Origin of the sequence: Jatrophihabitans sp. (genome assembly GCF_036388195.1) — a bacterium.
Classification (GTDB): Bacteria; Actinomycetota; Actinomycetes; order Mycobacteriales; family Jatrophihabitantaceae; genus Jatrophihabitans_A.
The window spans coordinates 23,731-42,249 of sequence record NZ_DASVSG010000056.1 but is presented as its reverse complement, the minus strand read 5'-3'; the positions used below and the strand labels follow the sequence as shown (position 1 = coordinate 42,249).

Here is an 18,519-nt window from a genome sequence, read left to right as displayed (position 1 = left end):
GCATTGGCGCTCTATCGCAAGTACCGCTCCGCCGACTTCTCCGAGGTGATCGGCCAGGAGCATGTGACCGCTCCGCTGATCCAGGCGCTGACGGCCGGCCGGATCAATCACGCGTACCTGTTCTCGGGCCCCCGCGGCTGTGGCAAGACCTCCAGCGCCCGGATCCTGGCCCGGTCGCTCAACTGCGAGCAGGGACCGACGCCGACGCCGTGCGGGGTGTGCTCGTCCTGCGTGGAGCTGGCGCCCAACGGCCCGGGCTCGATCGACGTGATCGAGATCGACGCGGCCAGCCACGGCGGCGTGGAGGACGCCCGGGACCTGCGCGAGCGGGCCTACTACGCCCCGGTGCGCGACCGCTACAAGGTCTACATCATCGACGAAGCGCACATGGTCACCAACCAGGGCTTCAACGCGCTGCTGAAGCTGGTCGAGGAGCCGCCGGAGTTCCTGGTCTTCATCTTCGCCACCACCGAGCCGGACAAGGTGCTGCAGACGATTCGCTCGCGCACCCACCACTACCCGTTCCGGCTCATCCCGCCCTCGGTGCTTCGGGGGCACCTGGAGCGGATCTGCCAGGCCGAAGCCGTCACGGTCGAGCCCACCGTGTTCCCGCTGGTGGTGCGGGCCGGTGCGGGCTCGGCCCGGGACTCGCTGTCGGTGCTGGACCAGTTGCTGTCCGGTTCCGGCGCCGAGGGCGTCACCTACGCCCGGGCGGTCGGGCTGCTCGGCGTCACGGACTCGGCGCTGCTCGATGACATGACCGATTCCCTGGCGGTCGGCGACGCGGCCGGGGTGTACGCCACCATCGACCGGGTGGTGGAGGCCGGTCACGACCCGCGCCGGTTCGCCGCCGACCTGCTGGACCGCTTTCGGGACCTGATCGTGCTGGACGCGGTGCCGGATGCGGTGGAGAAGGGCCTGATCGACTACGCCGGCGACCAGGCGATGCGGCTGGCCGACCAGTCGCGCCGGATCGGGGTGGCGAGCCTGGTCCGGTTCGCCGACATCACCCACACCACGCTGACCGACATGCGAGGCACCACCTCACCGAGGCTGATGCTGGAGCTGCTGTCGGCCCGGATGCTGCTGCCCGACGCCGCGTCGGACTCGGCGGCGCTGCTGCAGCGGTTGGAGCGGTTGGAGCGACGGCAGGGGCTGGCGGTATCTGCCTCGACCGCGGACCCGGCGCCGGCACGGCTGGAACGGCCGGCCGCGAAGGCTGAGCCGGCGGGCAAGGTTGAGCCGGCGAGCCGAGCGGCCGCCAAGGTGGAACCGGCGGCCCAGGCGGGGGCACCTGCCACCGGGCAGCCGCCCGTCCAAGCCGAGCAGTCACCCGGCCAAGCCGAGCAGTCACCCGGCCAAGCCGAGCAGCCGCCTACGCAGGCGGAACGGCTCGAACCGGTGAGCGAGGCCAAGCCCGCCGAGCCCGGTCCGGCGGCGCAGCCTGCCGTGGTCGGTGACGCAGCACCCGACTCCAACGCCCTGCGGCAGCTATGGCCGGACGTGATGGCCGCTCTGAAGGACCGGAGCAGGGTCAAGTGGGCGATGATGAACGAGGTGGTGATCGCCTCCGTCGAGGGTGAGGTGGTCAACCTGCTGGCGCCTGCGGGACTGGCCCGGCGGATCGCCGAGGACGCCAACCTCTCCGTCCTGCGCGAGGTATTGCAGTCGGTGGTGTTCGGCCACTGGCGACTGGTCATCAGCTCGGCGGCGCCCGCGAACAGCGCCGCTGCCCCGCTGCCTGACGAGCCGCCGGCTGATCCAGAGCCGGAGCCCGCGCCGCGTGCCGCCAGGCCCACGCGCCAGCCCCGTCCGGCTCCCGCCGCGCCGGTCGAGCAGCCGCCCCCGGTCATCGACGACGACGGCGTGGACGAGGAGTCCGACGAGGTGCACGGCTCGAAGCGGGCCGGCGGCGATGCCGAGGCTGCCGCCATGGAGCTGTTGCAAACCAGCCTGGGCGCGCGGCCGATCGATGCTTCCTGATCGCGAGCTGGCCGGCGGCCCGGTCCGGATCTGCTTCGTCTGTACCGGCAACATCTGCCGTTCGCCCACCGCCGAGGTGGTGCTGCGAGCGAAGCTGGCCGAGGCGGGCTGGGCCGATGAGGTGATCATCGACAGCGCCGGCACCGGCCCGTGGCATGCCGGCAAGGACATGGACCCGCGGGCGCGGCAGGCCCTGTCCCGCAACGGTTACCAGGTCCCGGCGCACGTCGCGCGGCAGTTCCTGGTGGAAGACTTTGCCAGCAGGGACCTGGTGATCGCCCTGGACGGCGGCCACCTGGCCCGGCTCGGGCAGCTGGCCCGGCTGGCCGAGGACCCGGCCGATGCGGCGGCCTCGATCAGCCTGCTGCGCAGCTACGACCCGGTCGCGGTTGCCGCCGGCGAGCTGGACGTGCCGGATCCGTACTACGACGGCGAGCCGGAGTTCGCTGCCGCGCTCGCCCAGATCGAGGCCGCCTGTGACGGCCTGGCGCGGGCGCTGACACCGCAATTCGACCAGGCCCGCCGAGGTCAGTGAGGGTATGTTTCTCCCGCACCGCCACCCAGCTGGTGCGCTAGCCCTGCCCTAGCGGGAGCCGCCGTGACCCGATCCGCCGATACGCCTGCTGCGCGCTCGGCCGAGGTGACCGACCCGGACGAGGAACGCGCGCTGAGTGTGGCCTACCGCCATCTGCGCATAGCCATCGGGCTCCTTGCGCTGAGCCTGCCCTTCGCCATTGTCCTCGGTAAGGGCCTGCTGGACGGCAGTTGGGTGCCGCAGGGCTCGATCAGCGCCTATTACTACACCAGCTCGCGCAATTACTTCGTCGGCGCCCTGTGCGCGCTCGCGGTGTTCTTCCTGTCCTACGAATACCGTTCTGTGGACGAGTTCCGCGCTGACAACCTCTTGAGCAACCTGGCGAGCGTGGCCGCCTTGGGCGTCGCCTTCCTGCCCACCACCCGGGGCGGCGTCACATCGACCGGCCCCGAGAAGGTGGTCGGAGCCCTTCACTACGTATGCGCCGTAGCGCTGTTCGTGATCCTTGCTGTCTTCTGCCTGTTCCGCTTCACGCTCTCACAAGGGAAGAAGACTCCGCAGAAGGTGCTGCGCAATCGGGTCTACCGGGCCTGCGGCGGGGTCATCGTCGGCTGCCTCATCCTCTGCCTGGTCGCGCTGGTGGCAATGCCGGACAGCTGGCGCGCCCTGTTCTGGCTCGAGTCGATCATGGTCTGCGCTTTCGCCCTGTCCTGGCTGGTCAAGGGCGGGTTCCGCGGGATCCTGGAGGACAAACCGCCTGCGGGCAGCCCTGCCTAGCGGCGCAACCGCCGGCGGCCGCTCAGATGACCGCCGCCGTGCCGGGTCCGAACCGCTGCCCGCGGTCTCGGTCGGCGAAACTGACGGCGCCCGGCGTTAGGCTTGCCCCGAATCGGCCCGACAGCCGGTGTCCTGCCCCCGTCACGTCCAGACAGGCACTCCCAGAGAAGAGATCCGCGTGCGACCAGGTGGCCAGCCCAACATGCAGCAGCTGATGAAGCAGGCGCAGAAGATGCAGCAGCAGCTTGCCGACGCCCAGGCCGAGCTGGCGGCCACCGAGGTGGAGGGGTCCGCCGGCGGCGGCCTGGTCAGCGCGAAGGTGACCGGCGGCGGGGAGCTGTTGGCGATCACCATCGACCCGAGGGCAATCGACCCGGACGACGTCGAGACCTTGCAGGACCTGGTGGTAGCGGCGGTGCGCGATGCCACCCGGCGGGCCGGTGAGCTGGCCGCCGACAAGCTGGGACCGCTGACCGGTGGCATGGGCGGCCTCGGCGGGTTGGGCATCCCCGGACTGTGATGTATGAAGGCGCGGTTCAGGATCTGATCGACGAGCTCGGCCGGTTGCCAGGCATCGGCCCGAAGAGCGCGCAGCGGATCGCCTTCCATCTGCTGGCCGCCGAGTCGGTGGACGTCGACCGGCTGGCCGCGGTGCTGCGCCGGGTCAAGGCCGAGGTGAAGTTCTGCCGGATCTGCGGCAACGTCACCGATTCCGACGAGTGCCGGATCTGCCGTGACCCCCGCCGGGACGGCGCGGTGATCTGCGTGGTCGAGGAGCCCAAGGACGTCATCGCGGTGGAACGCACCCGGGAGTTCCGGGGTCGCTACCACGTGCTGGGGGGCGCGATCAGCCCGATCGACGGCATCGGCCCGGACGACCTGCGGGTGCGTGAGCTGCTGCACCGGCTCAGCGACGGCACGGTGACCGAGCTGATCCTGGCCACCGACCCGAACCTGGAGGGCGAGGCGACCGCCACCTATCTGGCCCGGCTGATCAAGCCGATGGGTGTGACCGTGAGCAGGCTGGCCAGCGGACTCCCGGTCGGTGGCGACCTGGAGTACGCCGATGAGGTCACTCTCGGCCGGGCATTCTCCGGCCGGCGGGCCATCGACTAGCCGATGACCGCAGAGCTTGGCGGAGCCGGAGCCGGTGGGCCGCCCCAGTGGCCCGGCTCGGGCTCGATGCCGGCCGCGCTGCCCCCAACGGCCCCGCCGCCGGTCGGACTTCCCCCAGCCTCTCCACCGCCGATGGCGCTGCCGCCAACCGCTCCGCCGCCGGTCTGGCCGGCCCGGCAGCAGTATCCGGTGCCCTTCCCTGCAGATGCCCCGGTGCCACCAGTAGCCCGGCGCCGGCGACGGCGCGGCCGGGGCTGGCCGCTGCTGGCCGCATTGATGTCGGCCGTGCTGGCAGCTGGGCTGGGCCTGGCCGCCTATGACCGGTACACCGCGCGGTCCAGCCCGGAATCGGTGGCCCGGACCTTCTTCCAGGCGCTCGCCGACGGGGATGCGCCGGCCGCGCTGGCCGTCGCCGACGCGCCGCCGCACGGGCCCTACCTGACCAGCGTGGTGCTGCGGCAGCAACTGCAGGTGGCCCGGTTCGCCGACATCTCGGTGCTGCGCGCCACCCGGCTCGGCGCGACCGCCACCGTCGAGGTCCGGTACCGGCTGCTGTTCGGCTCTGGCGCCCGGTCGGTGGCCGACACGGCCAGGCTGGTCCGGCGCGGCTCGGTGTGGCGGATGAGCCGGGTGGCCGGCACGGTAAGTGTCTGGGCCGGTCTGCCGACTGCTACCCGGCTGCGACTGGCCGGTCGCACGCTTCCGGCAGCGGGGTCGGTGACGCTGTTTCCGGGTGCGCTGCCCCTGGCCGCCGACCCACCGGCGCTGCAGGTGCTCGCCCGGACGTCCGAAGGCGCGGCCGAGGACCAGCCGATGATCAGGTTGGCCGACAGCCGGCTGACCGCGCAGGCCCGGGTTGCCCTGACACCGCAGTTGCGGACGCAGGCCGAGCGGGCGGCGCAGGCGTTGCTGGCCGGCTGCCTGGCAGCGGCTTCGAAGGACCCGCTCTGCCCGGTGCCCGGCTGGGCCCGGCCGGTTCCCGGCTCGTTGCACGGCAGCGCGCCGGCCATTGCCACCGTTCACCCCCAGGTCGAGCTGGAGCAAGGCGGCACCGGAGTGATCAGCGTCCGGGCCCGGGTGCCGGTGCAGGGCAGTTGGAAGGCCTGGGACTTCGAGAACCAGGTCGTTCAGCGACGCGGGTCGATCACCGTCGTACTCAACGCCCGGGTCTTCCTGGACCAGCCCACCCGCGCGTTCTGGAAGCCGTCGTGAGGCGGCTCGGGTCGCTGCTGGCCGCAGCCGTGCTCGCGCTGGTCGTGCTGCCGCCGGCTCCGGCCACGGCTACCCCGGGACCGCGCAGCGCGCCCGAATGGTGGTTCGACAGCTGGCACGTCCACGAGTTGTGGGCCGGTGGCGCCGACGGCCGGGGCATCACCGTCGCGGTGCTCGACTCCGGGGTGCAGGCCGACATCCCGGAGCTGCGCGGCAAGGTGCTGCCGGGCGCGGACTTCATCGGCAACGGCAGCGACGGCCGCACCGACTATGACAGCGACGAGTTCTCGCACGGCACCGCGATGGCCTCGTTGATCGCTGCCGACAGGGGCTTCGCCGACATCGAGGGGCTGGCGCCGGCGGCGAAGATCCTGCCGGTCGCGGTGCCGCTGGCCAGCGTGGTCCGCCGCGGCGAGCCGCCCAAGAACGCCACCGCACGGTCGATCCGCTATGCCGCCGACCATGGCGCCCGGATCATCAGCATGAGCCTGGGCGGGCCCCGCAACGAACGCGAGGACCGGGTGCCGTGCCCCCAATCGATCCAGGACGCGGTGCTGCACGCGATCGGCAAGGGCGCGCTGGTGGTGGCCGCATCGGGCAACTCCGCCGGGTCCGGCAACCCGGTGGAGGAGCCCGGGGTCTGCCTCGGGGTGGTCTCGGTCGGCGCGGTGGATTCGCGGCTGGAGGTCACCGAGTTCTCCTCCCGGCATCGCTACCTCACCGTGACGGCGCCGGGAAGCGACATCGCGACGCTCACCCGCGAGTCAGGCTCGGCGTTCGTCGGGAACGGCACGTCACATGCCACCGCGCTGACCTCGGGCGCGCTGGCCCTGATCTGGTCGAAGTACCCGCGCGAGAACGCCCGCCAGATCCTGAACCGGCTGCTGGCCACGGCGATCGACCGCGGGCCGAAGGGCCGCGACTCCGCGTACGGCATCGGCGTCATCGACCCGGCCGCCGCCATTGCTGCCAGACCGGCGGGAACGGCCGGCGCGAACCCGGTGCTGGACGGCGCCGCGCCGCTGCTGGCGCTGGCCCGGGCCCGGGCCAAGCCCCCCGCCCCACCGGCCGCCGTCGCACGGCGGGACGCGCCGCTCGGGGAGTACCGGATCGGCAGCCCGCCCAGCCGGCTGGATTCCCGGTTCTACCTGCTGGCCGGCGGATCGGCGGGATTCGGAGCCCTGGCGCTCGTCCTGGCCGCCGCGGTCCGGCAGCGGCGGGCATCACGATTACGGTGAATGCCCGGAAAACGGCGTCACGGATAGCGCAGCCCATCAGCCGCTGCCCTATCTCGCAACGCTGTCGGTACCTTGTCGGAGACGAGGCAGGACCGCGGTTTGCGCCGGGTCGCAGCTGTAGCTGGCATCCCGGTCAGGGGAACACTGCCGAGCCCGGCGGCGTCCGGGCCGAGGCGCTGGTCGCGATGACAGCTTGGTCGAGCTTCCTGTTGCACGGCCGCGTCTAGAGGTGTGCGTGCTCAAAGGATCGCCGGAGGCCACCCGCGCCCTGCAGACCAGCAGCCGAACATGCCGCGCCGGCACCCTTCAATGGAGGTGGTGTGCCAGCTCGAATAGGGTGCCGCACTCCTGAGTCGGACAGCGATCGGCTATCACCTGAGGTGAGTGCTCACATTAAGATGTTTGCACCAGGAGCGCAGGGTCGAGCTCGGCCAACGCATCTTGCACCATGCGCATATAGGGTCTAAAGAATCTACCATCGGCGGTAAAGCCGAGCGCGGTTCCGCGGGAACTGAGCCACATCGAGCACACCGTCCGTCCCTCAGCGTCCCTCTCGGTCTTGAACGTTATCTCTGATCCCAAGGCGGCGTCTTCTTCGCTGCTTGCACGCGACGAAAGCAGCGTCACGCCCTTTATAAGACCAGATCGGCCTTTATATGAAGCAACGGCACCCTGCCCTTTACGGCCGACATCCCACTTGGCCCGACTAAGCACAGGCCCACTCCTCGAACCATCGAAGGCGGATATGAAGGCGGCCACGCACCGGTCTGGCGGTGCGACCAGGGTGAAACGCCATGTCTTACGGTGATCAAGCAGTCCCATGGTCAGATCTCGCAATCTTTGCGGGTTGAGTAATAAGGGTGATAAGCAACAGGGGGTTGAGGCTTGTGTCCCTGTTATCCGGGATCATGATGATCAAAGTATCACTTAATAGCTGGGTCTATGAAGGGCCGGGCTCTATCAAAGGTCCGATCTCGGAACCCCTCGTTCGGCCTGTGGCGCATGCTGAGTGCTCGCGGCGGCTAACGCCGCTCTTGACGGTAACCTCCACCGGAGCCGGTAGGTAACGTCGGCAGGTGGATTCAGCCGACGCAAACGCATCAGCCAACACTCGACACCTTCCTCCTCGATTTCTTGAATGATAAATGCACCTGAGTCACGGATGAATGCCTCTTCTTCCTGATATCGATTGGAGTACCGAATTACATGAGGATCGCTCGGCGCGGCCAGCAGATGCTTGGGCAATATAACTTCGTAGATGAAATCATCGGTAGGCACCGAGATACTTCGACCGGACCACCGGTAGTCACTGAGTTCAACACCGTTGGCTAGTTGTGCCTGCGCTAGCTGCTCCCGCGAGCTGAGATGATACTCAGGGAAGAAGACCCGAAGTTCGAAAGAAACTTCATCTCCGCGTTTCAATGGCGGCTCAAAGCGAATTTTAAAGCCATAGGACGATCCTGTTCGCCTATGAGGGTCCGACAAATAAACCGATCCACCTGAGGAACGTGTCCAGGATTCCAATTTCTGCGTGGGCGGGGTGCGTTCGTTGAAAGATATGGCCTCCAACGCTGGAGTAAAGCTCATGCCTAATTCTTCAAGTTGTGGTTCAAGGACCGTGAATTCAGATACGTACTTGAAACTGGCACTCCATGTATCATTGTTTGTGGTAGATTTTTCGAATTGCCATCTGCGGTGACTCTTTCGCTCCCGTCTGGAACCTCCTCGAGGAGGTGAAACCGGGGCAGGGTCCGGAGCTAAATCGATAGCAAGGTTCGCAGCAAGTGTCGCGGTGGAATGTTCGGGGACTCGAAAGCTTAATTCTTGCCCGATTATCACCATCAGCTGTTCGAGATCATCGCTATCTGTGAGGTCGATCGCCTGTAATGTCGAGTAAGGTTGCGGCAAGCCGCCCTTGGACATCCCGCCGCCACAGCAAGGGACAACTTTGGCACCATGGAGCCAGGCGGCACCGGACTCAAAGTTGACCCACGGACTCTTGATGCTTCTTTGAGTAAGAATTGGAAGAAGTAGACTTGTTCTTTCTAACGCGCTAAATATCCGGGCGAGCCAGCTATCTCCCGGAGCCAGTGTTGATCTAGAGGATGTGTTGAACAGGGCGACTGCACCGAGAAACGTTTCGTCTATATATTCCTGCAATCGGCTCGCGGCTTGGCCATCAGCGCTTACGTGGCTGATGAATATCAGCGGTCGCGTGTCCGGTTGCACTGTGGTCATGCCGCTGTCCCCTTGACGTCGAAGGTATTAGCTGTTCTTACGTGCGCGAGTGTTCCAGACTATCTCTACACGCGCAGGCAACAGCCGCATTAGCCGCGTAACGCCGTTCAACTGCTATGTCAGCCGTTGAGGACATGTGCAGCTAGCGCCGGCGCCTCCGCATTGAACTCACGCCCGGTGCGCAGCCGGCGACCCGGGTCAGCGGGTCCGGGCGATCCGGTTCACCGCGCTCATCACCCCGCGCAGCGAGGCGGCCACGATGGACTCGCTGATCCCGACGCCCCACAGCACCTGATCGCCCACCTCGATCTCGAGGTATGCCGCCGCCTCGGCGTCGCCGCCGGTGCTCAGCGCGTGCTCGGAGTAGTCCAGCACCCGCAGGCCGATGCCACCCAGGCCCATGTCCGGCTCCGAGACCGCCTGGCAGAACGCGTTGATCGGCCCGTTGCCCACCCCGGCGACGTCGTAGTCCTTGCCGAAGGCCCGCACCCGCGCGGTCACCCGGGTCACACCGTCCTCATCGGCTGAGGAGAACGAGGTGAGGGAGAAGGCCGCGTCGGCGTCGAACAGGTACTCCGACTCGAAGATCGACCACATGGTCGCCGCGTCCACCTCGCGGCCCTCGCCGTCGGCCACCCCTTGGATGACCTGGCTGAACTCGATCTGCAGCCGGCGCGGCAGGTCCAGGGAGTGCTCGGTCTTCATGATGTAGGCGACGCCGCCCTTGCCGGACTGGCTGTTGACCCGGATCACCGCCTCGTAGGAGCGCCCGACGTCCTCGGGGTCGATCGGCAGGTACGGAATGGCCCACGGCATCGCTGAGATGGGCGCACCGGCTTCCTTCGCAGCCCGCTCCAGGGCGTCGAAGCCCTTCTTGATCGCGTCCTGGTGCGAGCCCGAGAACGAGGTGTAGACCAGATCGCCGGCGTAGGGATGCCGCTCGTGCACCCCGATCCGGTTGCAGTACTCCGCCGTCCGGCGGATCTCGTCGATGTCGGAGAAGTCGATCTCGGGGTCGATGCCCTGGCTGTAGAGGTTCAGCCCCAGGGTCACCAGGTCGACGTTGCCGGAGCGTTCGCCGTTGCCGAACAGGCAACCCTCGATCCGGTCGGCGCCGGCCAGCATCGCCAGCTCGGCGTCGGCCACCGCGGTGCCGCGGTCGTTGTGGGTGTGCACCGACAGCGCGACGTGCTCGCGGTGCGGCAGGTTCCGGCTCATCCACTCGATCTGGTCGGCGTAGACGTTGGGGGTGGAACGCTCGACCGTGCACGGCAGGTTCAGCACGATCTCGCGGCCGGCTTCGGGCTGCCAGACGTTCATCACCTCCGTGCAGATCTCCAGCGCGTAGTCCAACTCGGTGTCCATGAAGATCTCGGGCGAGTACTCGTACCCGAACTCGGTGGGGCCCGAACCGGACCGGGCGCCGGACAGCAGATACTGCTCGGCATGTTTGAGAACCGCCCGGGTGCCGTCGACGGCGATCGCGGTGCACTGCGCGCGGCCGTCTCCGGGAAATCCGAAGACCACGTCGCGGAACACCGGCGCTGCGGCGTTGTACAGGTGCACGGTGGCCCGGCGCGCGCCGACCAGGGACTGGACGGTGCGCTCGATGAGCTCCTCCCGCGCCTGGGTCAGCACCGAGATGGTGACGTCGTCCGGCACCCGGCCGGACTCGATCAGCTCGCGGACGAAGTCGAAATCGGTCTGGCTGGCGGCCGGGAAGCCGACCTCGATCTCCTTGTAGCCCAAGCGCACCAGCAGGTCGAACATGGCTTGCTTGCGGGCGGTGTTCATCGGGTCGATCAGGGCCTGGTTGCCGTCGCGCAGATCGGTCGACAGCCACCGCGGCGCCCGGCTCAGGGTGCGGGATGGCCACTGCCGGTCGGGCAGGTCGACGGCGGGGAAGGGGCGGTACCGGTGCGACGGCATGGTGGTGGGCTGCTGGGCAGTGCGGCGGACGGCAGCGGAAACAGCGGAATGCATGGAGAGCTCCAGGAGGCGCGGGACGTGCCGGACGGTGGTCGGGATGTCGGCACAGCACTTCGCCCGCGACGAGGGGGCCGACCCGGACGTCGCCCGCAGCCTCAGCTGCGTCTAGCGTCCCAGTGCCTCGTCACGGCCGCGAAGGAGGAGCAGCGCGCGCATGATGGGCCCAAGGCTACACGCCACACGCGGTAGTCTGCCGCGGGCAATCTGGCTCTCGCGGCGACCCCTGCCGGGTCTGGATCCGAAAGGGTGCGTACCTGTGGAACTCGAACCAAGCGGGCTGAAAGCCTTGTACCGCAACCGATTCGCCCAGGAGTCCCAGCAGCGGCAGGAGCTCTGGGGCGTGCTGTGCAGCCATTTCTTCCAGCGCTGGGTGCCCGAGGACGCGGTGGTGCTGGACATCGCCGCCGGGCACTGCGAGTTCATCAACAACATCCGCGCCGGCCGCCGGATCGCGGTGGATCTGAACCCCGACGTCACTCAGCACGCCGCCGCCGGCGTCCAGGCCTACGTGCTCCGTTCGGATGATCTGGCCGGCATCGCGGAGGAGTCCGTCGACGTGGTGTTCATCAGCAACTTCTTCGAGCACATCAGCCGGGAGGCGATCCTGGCGACGCTGGTCGAGGCGCGCCGGGTGCTGCGTCCGGGTGGGCGGCTGCTGGTGCTGCAGCCCAACGTCCGGTACTGCGCGCGGGACTACTGGCAGTTCTTCGACCACATCACCCCGGTCGATGACCGCGCGCTGGTCGAGGCATTCGCGGCCACCGGCTTCGACGTGCTCACCAACATCCCGCGGTTCCTGCCCTACAGCACCAAGAGCCGGCTGCCGAGCGGTCCGGCGCTGGTGAAGCTCTACCTGCGGGTCCCGCTGGCCTGGCGGGTGCTGGGCGCGCAGGCATTCCTGGTCGCCACCCCGACGCGGGGCTGACCCTGGATCGAGCGCTGGATCGAGCGTGGACCCGAGCCCCGGACGCCTCAGATGCGAAGGGTGCCCCGGACCAGGCTGTCGCCCGAGTGCTGCGGCTTGTTGTCGAATGCCTCACGCGAGACGTCGACGATCACGTAGCCCTGGTCTATCAGCGCCTGCGTGATCGGCAGCAGCTCCGCCTCGCCGCTGCGCAGCACGCCGATCGACACCATGCGCTTTCCGTCCTTGTTGATCAACCACACCTCGAGGAACCCGCTGCCGGCCTCCAGGGGCGCGGTGGTGCTGATCTTGAGGTTGATGCCGCTACCCGACCGCACCACACTCGCCTCGCCACGGGGCCGCTTGGTGTCCAGCGTGTCGAGCTGCGCCTGGGCGATGGTGGTGGCGGGGGCGGGTGGGGGGTCGTGCCACAGCGCCCTGCCGCCCAGCAGTCCGATCGCGAGCCCGGCAGCGGCCATCCCGGCTGCCCATGGCAGGACCCGCCGAGACGAGCGCGGGGTGCGGCGTGACTCCAGCGTGGTGACCGGCGCGGGCGCCGTCGGATCCGGGGCCTCGGAAGCCGCCCCGGGGGGCGTGGTTGGCTGCGCGCCGACCGCGTCCTCGATGCGTGACCAGACCCGATCCGGGGGCTGGCTCCACGTCGGGGGACTCTCGGCGTGAGCGGCGAGCGCGAGGGTTCGTCGCAGATCCTGCACCGTGGACTGACAGACGGGGCAGCCGCTGACGTGATCGCGCGCCTGCGGGCTGACCTCGAGGTCAGCTCCGAGAGCAAGATCGGCGAGCAGCTCTTCGTCAGGATGAGACATCTTCCACCTCCTTCAGTCTGGTGCGTAGATGTATCAGTCCACGCCGTACGTGGCTTTTCACGGTGCCCAGCGGCAGGCCGAGTTGGGTGGCGATCTCCTCGTGCGGTCGGTCCTCGATGAAGGCCATTCGGAGCACGGTCCCCCGTGGATCGCCCATCCGCTCCAGCTCGTGGGCGACGAGCAGTCGCTCGGCGCACTCCTCGTCGTGCGGGGAGGACGCGTGGGTCGTCGTATGGGCGGCGACTGCGGTGAGATTGCGGTGGGCTCGGTACCGTTGGGTCCTGACGTCGGCGATCCGGTGCTTGGTGATGCCTACGAGCCAGGCGACCAGCGAGCCCTGGTCCGGGCGCAGGGTGTGGCGGCCGTTCCAGGCGGATACGAAGACCTGCTGGGTGACGTCCTCCGCGTCGTGCGGATCGCGCAGGGACCGCAGCGCGATCGTGTGGACCAGGGGGGACCATCGACGGTAGGCGTCGGACAGCGCGTCCGGAGAGCCTGCCGCGAGCAGACCTGCGAGCTCGTCCTCGCGCAGTTCAGGTCCGAGATGGTTCACACGAACAAACCTAGCCTCCTCCAGATCCTCGGACGGGAACCGCCAGCACGACGACGTTCTGCTCGTAGTGGCGTTCCTGCGCGTCGAATTCGCCGCCACACGTGATGAGGTGCAGGCGAGGTGGCCCGGTACGGGCGAAAAGGGAAGCGAGGTCAAGGGTGGACTTCTCAAGTTGTCGGGTCGCGGTGACGACGTAGCGGCGTGCCGTACGTGCCGATAGGACGGTGATGACGTCGCCGGCCTGGAGTTCGCCGAGACGGGCCATCGGTCCGATCCCGTACTCCTTCGAGTCGACGTGCGCGGCCAGGACCGTGGCGCCAGCGCTGTCGCCGGGGCGGGAGCCGTACCGGTACCAGCCGATGTCGGCCGGATCGGGCGGAAGCGCCATCTGCCCATCCGATGCCACCCCGACCGGAAGGATCGGCATCCGCGCCTTGATGCGGGCAATGACGATGCTTGTCGGCAGCTGCGGGGCTTCGACGGCACGGACGGCAACGCGCGGGGCCCTCTTCGCTCCGTCAGTGGAAGGCGCGACGGGAGCGGAGGCGGGCACCGGGGGGAGCAGTTGCTCCTGCGGGGTCGGGGTTGCAGGGTGCTCGGGGCTGGTGGCCCAGGCAGTGCCGGCACCCGCGAGGAGGGCGGCCACCAGAGCGGTGGCCACCCTCCTCACCGAACGGGTCGGGCTCACGTCAGCTGGTCGCCCGTGCCGGCCGGCGGCGAGCGACGAGGACGAGGAGCCCGGCGAGCCCGGCGACGGACCCGATCAGCGCCAGCCGGTCGTTGTCGGAACCGCCGGTGGTGGCGGCTGCGGCCTGTCCGCCCGAGCCGGCCGGTACGCCGCCGGGAGCGGAGTGCAGGCCAGCGATGGTCTGGACGGCGAGCTTGAGGTTCCTGTCCGCTGCGCTGCCCCAGGCATAGACGATGGTGTTCGTCCCCTCCTTGAGCGTGAGGTCGGCCGGGCCGATCGCAACGGTGCTGGTGCCCGCCAGCGCCACGTCTGCCTTGATGGTGCCGGCGGCCAGGTCGGCCTTGGCCTCGTTGGGGTTGGTCAGGTTCTTCAGCGCGGCGGTCCCGTTGGCGCGGATGTCGACGGCCGGCGCGGCGGCGGTGTGCCGGACGGTGAGCCGGGCTTGGCCCGCGGCGACCTTGGACGTGTCATTGACGTAGGGCGTGAGCACGGGCTTGCCGGCCGCGCTCAGGTGAGCCACGACGGTGATGTTGGCCCGGGCGGGGACGGTGACCCCCTTGGCCTCGATGACCGCCGCGCCGCCGGCGCCGGCGCCGGCCGCGGTGACCTTCAGGTCGTACTTTCCGGCGGCGAGCTGAACCGGGTCGGTGAGGGTGCCGGGCTTGAAATCGGTCAGCAGGGTCTTGCCGTTGGCGTAGACGTCCACGGTGGCGCCTGGGACGCCGTGCAGCACCGAGACGGTGGCATCGCTGTCGGCGGCGTGGGCGGGGGCGGCGAGTCCGAAGGTGGCGCCGGCCAGGGTCACAGCGGCGAGGGCGAGAACGTTCTTCATGTCAGTTCTTCCTTTTCTGAATGGGGGGTGGTGGCTCAGAGGTTGATCGGGCGAAGGACGCGGGTGATGCCGTGGCGATCTGCTGGTTGCCCTTGTTGATGTCCTCTCTCGATGGGCCGGACCGGTAGCCGACCTTGCCCCTTCTTCCACGCGAGGACCGCTCGGGGATGCACCCCAGCTCATCGAATTTCGTGGAAGTTTCCGTTGCGCTGGCAGCGGATTAGGACAACCCAGGCCTTCTCCTCTTTCCACCGGGCAGCACGTGTCAGCTGCCTTCTGGACAGCAGCGTGATGTGGTGATGCCAGCCAGGGGAGCCGAAACCCTGCAAGTTGTAGACGATCCGTCACCACAGGCAGGGCGAGCTGGATCCGCTATCCGGCGCCCTCATGACAAGGCCGCCGCAACTCTGTTACAGCCGGCCAGCCCTGACCGCCTCGGTGACCCACGGGATGACCTCATCCAGCATCTGATCCAGACTGGTCGTGCACTCGAAGCCCAGCACGTCCCGCGCCTTGGACACGTCCGGAACCCGCTTCTGCACGTCGTGCTCGTAGGCCGGGTCGCAGACCAGGTTCAGCGGGACATCGCCCTTGATCTTGCGCCAGATCACCGCGGCGAGTTCGCGGACGCTGGTGCTCTCGGCGGTCGAGATGTTGAAGTCGTCGTTGAGCGCGGCGTCCGACGCCATGCACTCGACGATGCCCTTGGCCAGGTCGCCGCCGTAGGTGTAGTGCCGGATCTGGTGCCCGTCGCCCAGGATGTGCAGCGGATCCTGGCCCTTGACGATCTTCTGCACCAGGTCGGGGACCACGTGGCTCATCGCCAGCTTGACGTTGCCCGAGGCGACTTCCACATCGCCCAGCGCGCGGCCCTCGCCGATGCCGACGCAGTTGAACGGGCGCACGACGGTGTAGGGCAACCGGTACTGGTCCCAGGCCGCCCTGGCGAAGTACTCGACGGCGAGCTTCTGAAAGCCGTAGGACGACCGCGGCGGCGGGATCCGGTGCTGGTCGCCCTCAGCGGACGGCCAGTGCCCGGTCGACTCGAACACCATCGAGGACGACAGGTAGGTGACCTTCTTCAGCCTGCCGTTCCGGTGGGCCGCGATCGCGGCGTCGCACGAGGAGGCGATGATCCGCTCGTTGGTCGCCAGCAGGTCATAGGCATAGGCGTGGAAGTAGGAGATGCCGCCGATCAGCGCCGCGCCGGCGATGAAGTGGTCGCAGTCGGCCAGCAGCTCGGTCATCAGCGCGACGTCGCGGGCGTCACCCTCGACGAAGTGATAGTCGGGGTGGCCGTCGTAGGACTTGGCGACCGGCCCGTACTTGGAGTAGTTGTCGATGCCGACGACGCAATGGCCGCGCCGGAGCAGCTCCTCGACCAGGTAGCCACCGATGAAGCCGGCCGAGCCGGACACCAGGACCTGCTGCGAAGCGGCCCCGGCCTGGGAAGTGTGCACGCTCACCAGCGCTGCTTTCCCTTGGCCGGCTTGGTGTTCTGCTCCGCGATGGCCTTGGCGGCGCGCGCGACCTGCTCCTTGGTCAGCTGCGGCCCGAAGGCGAACCGGTACCACCGCAGGTAGCGCGGGATCCAGCCGGCGAGCTGGAAGTTCGACACCCCCAGGGTCCGGTCCAGCCAGATGGTCGGCACCTCGGCGACCGGACGGCGCAGCCGGCGGGCCTTGGCGGTGAGCTCCAGGCCGATCTCGAAGCCGCTGCGGCTGTCGATGCCCACCTCGCGGACGAACTCGGTGGAGAACGCCTTGAAGCTGTTGGTGGCGTCCCGGGTGCCGACCCGGCCGAACGTGCCCAGGGACCGCCCGGCGGCCTTGGACAGCATCGACTTGACCAGCGGGCCGCCGACCTGCTGGCCGCCGGGGCAGTACCTCGACGCCGCCGCGACCACGACGCCCCGGTCCACCAGCCGGGCCAGCTCGTCGATCTGACGGGGGTCGTCGCTGCCGTCGGCCATGGTGACCACCACGACCGGGTTCTTCACCTGGTCGATGCCGTACCGGATCGCGTTCGCCGGCCCGCGGCCGTAACTGCTGACCAGGATGTGCAGCCGCGGCTCCCGTTCGGCATAGGCACGCAGCACCGGGACGGTGGTGTCCTCCTCGAAGTCCACCACCACCAGGATCTCGCACTCGGACTCGACCGCGTCGAAGATCCGGTCCAGCACCGCGATGATGGCCTCGCCCTCGTTGTAGGCGGGGATGACGACTGAGATCGCCAGGCTCATGTCGACCCACCCATACTCAGCCCACCCATACTCAGATCACGCTGCCCTGTCCGAGGAGGTTCCAGACGTCAGCCACCGGCACCGGAGCAGCGAGCTCGCGGTACTGCAGGTGAGGCGCGCCGATGATCAGCAGGTCGGCGGTGGCCAGCACGTGCTCCAGCGGCTCCAGGCTGTCGTCCACGCTGACGTAGGGGTCGGTGCACAGCACCTGCTTGGCCCTGAACTCGAGGATCCGCTTCAACTTGTAGGACAAACTCGATCGGATGTCATCGCTCTCGCCCTTGAACGCCATGCCCAGGATCCCGATCCGCATGCTCGCCAGGTCGTACCTGGCCTCCAGCCGGGAGACCAGGTAGAGCGGCAGGCCCTCGTTCACCAGCATCGCCGCATGGCCCAGGACGAAGGAGTTGTCGGTGAACGCCGCCAGCTGCATGGTGTCCTTGAACAGGCACGGCCCGGCTGCGAAACCGGCTCGTGGCAGGTCGCTGGCCCGCGGGTAGTCCTGCGCCAGCGCGGTACGGATCCGGTCGAAGTCCAGGCCCTGGTCGTTGGCCATCACGTAGAACTGGTTGGCGGCGGCGAACTTGATGTAGCGCCAGGTGTTGGTGAACAGCTTGGCCAGCTCCGCCTCTTCCGGGCTCAGCTCCACGATGGTCTCGGTCAGGGTGGCGAACAGCGCGCCGGCCCGCGCCAGCACCGGCGCCGACCGTGCCGAGACGATCTGCGGCAGCGAGAACAGCTCCTGCATCGCATGGCCCTCGGCGATGCGCTCGGGGCAGAACGCGACCTCGATGTCGATGCCCTCGTCGGCCAGCAGCGTCTCGACCCGCCGGGTGACGCCCGGGTAGAGGGTGCTGCGCAGCACCAGCAACTGGCCCGGACGGAAGTGCTGCTTGCACTCGTGCAGCGCGCGCGGCACCGCGTGCGGGTCCGGGTTGAGGTGCTCGTCCACCGGGGTGCCGATCACCACCACGATGTGCTCGCCGCGGCTCACCAGGCTCGGGTCGACGGTGGCCTCGAGCCGGCCGGCCGCCAGCACCCGCTGCAGCGCCTCGGCGGCGCCCTCCTCGCGGAACGGCAGCTCACCGGCGAGGATCGTCTTGACCGCCTGCTCGTTCACGTCGTAGATGCCGACCCGCAGGCCCCGGTCGGCGAAGGCGATCGCCAGCGGGAGGCCGACATGGCCGCCGCCACCCACCACCACGACATCGAAGTCGAAGGCGCTGATCCGAGGGCCGGCTGGCATCGATTATCCGATCCGGTGGATTTGGGAACATTGCTGGTGGCGCGGTCGCGTGGAAGTGTAACCGCCGGGCTCCCGGCGCCGCCCTGGCTCGCGGCATCCGAGCGGGAGAACCAGACCCGCCGGCCCTTGGCGTTCTCGT

17 protein-coding genes are annotated in these 18,519 nt (G+C 68.6%); 8 read left to right on the top strand and 9 right to left on the bottom strand.

What is annotated here, in order from left to right:
• Positions 1 to 3 precede the first annotated feature (3 nt).
• The 7 genes from VF612_RS05760 (at position 4) to VF612_RS05730 (ending at position 6,861) form a co-directional block, all read left to right on the top strand.
• On the top strand, positions 4 to 1,983 hold the full coding sequence (locus tag VF612_RS05760; protein WP_408658911.1) for a DNA polymerase III subunit gamma and tau: 1,980 nt from the start codon (positions 4 to 6) through the stop codon (positions 1,981 to 1,983).
• On the top strand, positions 1,973 to 2,518 hold the full coding sequence (locus tag VF612_RS05755; protein WP_408658895.1) for a low molecular weight protein-tyrosine-phosphatase: 546 nt from the start codon (positions 1,973 to 1,975) through the stop codon (positions 2,516 to 2,518). Before VF612_RS05760 ends, VF612_RS05755 begins: the two co-directional genes overlap by 11 nt.
• Positions 2,519 to 2,581: 63 nt before the next feature.
• Positions 2,582 to 3,295 carry a DUF998 domain-containing protein gene (locus tag VF612_RS05750; RefSeq protein ID WP_408658894.1) on the top strand — a complete coding sequence of 238 codons (714 nt, stop codon included), beginning with the start codon at positions 2,582 to 2,584 and terminating at the stop codon, positions 3,293 to 3,295.
• A gap of 202 nt (positions 3,296 to 3,497) precedes the next feature.
• On the top strand, positions 3,498 to 3,815 hold the full coding sequence (locus tag VF612_RS05745) for a YbaB/EbfC family nucleoid-associated protein (RefSeq protein WP_408658893.1): 318 nt from the start codon (positions 3,498 to 3,500) through the stop codon (positions 3,813 to 3,815).
• Positions 3,815 to 4,411: a recombination mediator RecR gene (gene recR / locus VF612_RS05740; protein ID WP_408658910.1), complete on the top strand. Its 597-nt coding sequence runs from the start codon at positions 3,815 to 3,817 to the stop codon at positions 4,409 to 4,411. The genes VF612_RS05745 and recR overlap by 1 nt, the downstream gene beginning before the upstream one ends.
• Before the next feature lie 189 nt (positions 4,412 to 4,600).
• Positions 4,601 to 5,623, top strand: a complete 1,023-nt coding sequence (locus VF612_RS05735; protein WP_408658892.1) for a hypothetical protein — start codon at positions 4,601 to 4,603, stop codon at positions 5,621 to 5,623.
• The gene (locus tag VF612_RS05730) at positions 5,620 to 6,861 is read left to right on the top strand and encodes a S8 family peptidase (RefSeq protein ID WP_408658891.1); all 1,242 of its coding nucleotides are present in this window, start codon (positions 5,620 to 5,622) and stop codon (positions 6,859 to 6,861) included. Before VF612_RS05735 ends, VF612_RS05730 begins: the two co-directional genes overlap by 4 nt.
• Positions 6,862 to 7,821: 960 nt before the next feature.
• Here VF612_RS05730 and VF612_RS05725 read toward each other — a convergent pair.
• Both VF612_RS05725 and leuA read right to left on the bottom strand, forming a co-directional pair.
• The gene (locus VF612_RS05725; RefSeq protein ID WP_408658890.1) at positions 7,822 to 9,099 is read right to left on the bottom strand and encodes a toll/interleukin-1 receptor domain-containing protein; all 1,278 of its coding nucleotides are present in this window, start codon (positions 9,097 to 9,099) and stop codon (positions 7,822 to 7,824) included.
• A 198-nt stretch (positions 9,100 to 9,297) separates the two neighbouring features.
• On the bottom strand, positions 9,298 to 11,082 hold the full coding sequence (gene leuA, locus VF612_RS05720; protein WP_408658889.1) for a 2-isopropylmalate synthase: 1,785 nt from the start codon (positions 11,080 to 11,082) through the stop codon (positions 9,298 to 9,300).
• A 292-nt stretch (positions 11,083 to 11,374) separates the two neighbouring features.
• On the opposite strand from leuA, the gene VF612_RS05715 reads away from it, so the two are divergent.
• Positions 11,375 to 12,013: a class I SAM-dependent methyltransferase gene (locus VF612_RS05715; protein ID WP_408658888.1), complete on the top strand. Its 639-nt coding sequence runs from the start codon at positions 11,375 to 11,377 to the stop codon at positions 12,011 to 12,013.
• 47 nt (positions 12,014 to 12,060) lie between these two features.
• Here VF612_RS05715 and VF612_RS05710 read toward each other — a convergent pair whose 3' ends face one another.
• From VF612_RS05710 to VF612_RS05680, 7 genes are all read right to left on the bottom strand, one after another.
• The gene (locus VF612_RS05710) at positions 12,061 to 12,819 is read right to left on the bottom strand and encodes an anti-sigma factor domain-containing protein (protein ID WP_408658887.1); all 759 of its coding nucleotides are present in this window, start codon (positions 12,817 to 12,819) and stop codon (positions 12,061 to 12,063) included.
• Positions 12,806 to 13,372 carry an RNA polymerase sigma factor gene (locus tag VF612_RS05705; RefSeq protein ID WP_408658886.1) on the bottom strand — a complete coding sequence of 189 codons (567 nt, stop codon included), beginning with the start codon at positions 13,370 to 13,372 and terminating at the stop codon, positions 12,806 to 12,808. The genes VF612_RS05710 and VF612_RS05705 overlap by 14 nt, the downstream gene beginning before the upstream one ends.
• Before the next feature lie 10 nt (positions 13,373 to 13,382).
• Entirely contained in the window at positions 13,383 to 14,033 is a 651-nt protein-coding gene (locus VF612_RS05700) for a class F sortase (RefSeq protein ID WP_408658885.1), read from the bottom strand.
• Positions 14,034 to 14,061: 28 nt separating this feature from the next.
• Entirely contained in the window at positions 14,062 to 14,892 is an 831-nt protein-coding gene (locus VF612_RS05695; protein ID WP_408658884.1) for a DUF4397 domain-containing protein, read from the bottom strand.
• A gap of 410 nt (positions 14,893 to 15,302) precedes the next feature.
• On the bottom strand, positions 15,303 to 16,358 hold the full coding sequence (locus VF612_RS05690) for an NAD-dependent epimerase/dehydratase family protein (RefSeq protein WP_408658883.1): 1,056 nt from the start codon (positions 16,356 to 16,358) through the stop codon (positions 15,303 to 15,305).
• Complete coding sequence (locus VF612_RS05685) at positions 16,355 to 17,134, bottom strand: glycosyltransferase family 2 protein (RefSeq protein WP_408658882.1); 780 nt, start codon at positions 17,132 to 17,134, stop codon at positions 16,355 to 16,357. Before VF612_RS05685 ends, VF612_RS05690 begins: the two co-directional genes overlap by 4 nt.
• Positions 17,135 to 17,165: 31 nt before the next feature.
• Complete coding sequence (locus VF612_RS05680) at positions 17,166 to 18,380, bottom strand: nucleotide sugar dehydrogenase (protein ID WP_408658881.1); 1,215 nt, start codon at positions 18,378 to 18,380, stop codon at positions 17,166 to 17,168.
• Between the last annotated feature and the right edge of the window lie 139 nt (positions 18,381 to 18,519).

What these genes read in the sequence shown, in the direction of transcription:
- VF612_RS05755 (WP_408658895.1), top strand. Translation starts at nt 1,973, where the DNA reads ATGCTTCCTGATCGCGAGCTGGCCGGCGGCCCGGTCCGGATCTGCTTC.
- VF612_RS05745 (WP_408658893.1), top strand. Translation starts at nt 3,498, where the DNA reads ATGCAGCAGCTGATGAAGCAGGCGCAGAAGATGCAGCAGCAGCTTGCC.
- recR (WP_408658910.1), top strand. Translation starts at nt 3,815, where the DNA reads ATGTATGAAGGCGCGGTTCAGGATCTGATCGACGAGCTCGGCCGGTTG.
- VF612_RS05725 (WP_408658890.1), bottom strand. Translation starts at nt 9,099, where the DNA reads ATGACCACAGTGCAACCGGACACGCGACCGCTGATATTCATCAGCCAC.
- leuA (WP_408658889.1), bottom strand. Translation starts at nt 11,082, where the DNA reads ATGCATTCCGCTGTTTCCGCTGCCGTCCGCCGCACTGCCCAGCAGCCC.
- VF612_RS05710 (WP_408658887.1), bottom strand. Translation starts at nt 12,819, where the DNA reads ATGTCTCATCCTGACGAAGAGCTGCTCGCCGATCTTGCTCTCGGAGCT.
- VF612_RS05695 (WP_408658884.1), bottom strand. Translation starts at nt 14,892, where the DNA reads ATGAAGAACGTTCTCGCCCTCGCCGCTGTGACCCTGGCCGGCGCCACC.
- VF612_RS05685 (WP_408658882.1), bottom strand. Translation starts at nt 17,134, where the DNA reads ATGAGCCTGGCGATCTCAGTCGTCATCCCCGCCTACAACGAGGGCGAG.
- VF612_RS05680 (WP_408658881.1), bottom strand. Translation starts at nt 18,380, where the DNA reads ATGCCAGCCGGCCCTCGGATCAGCGCCTTCGACTTCGATGTCGTGGTG.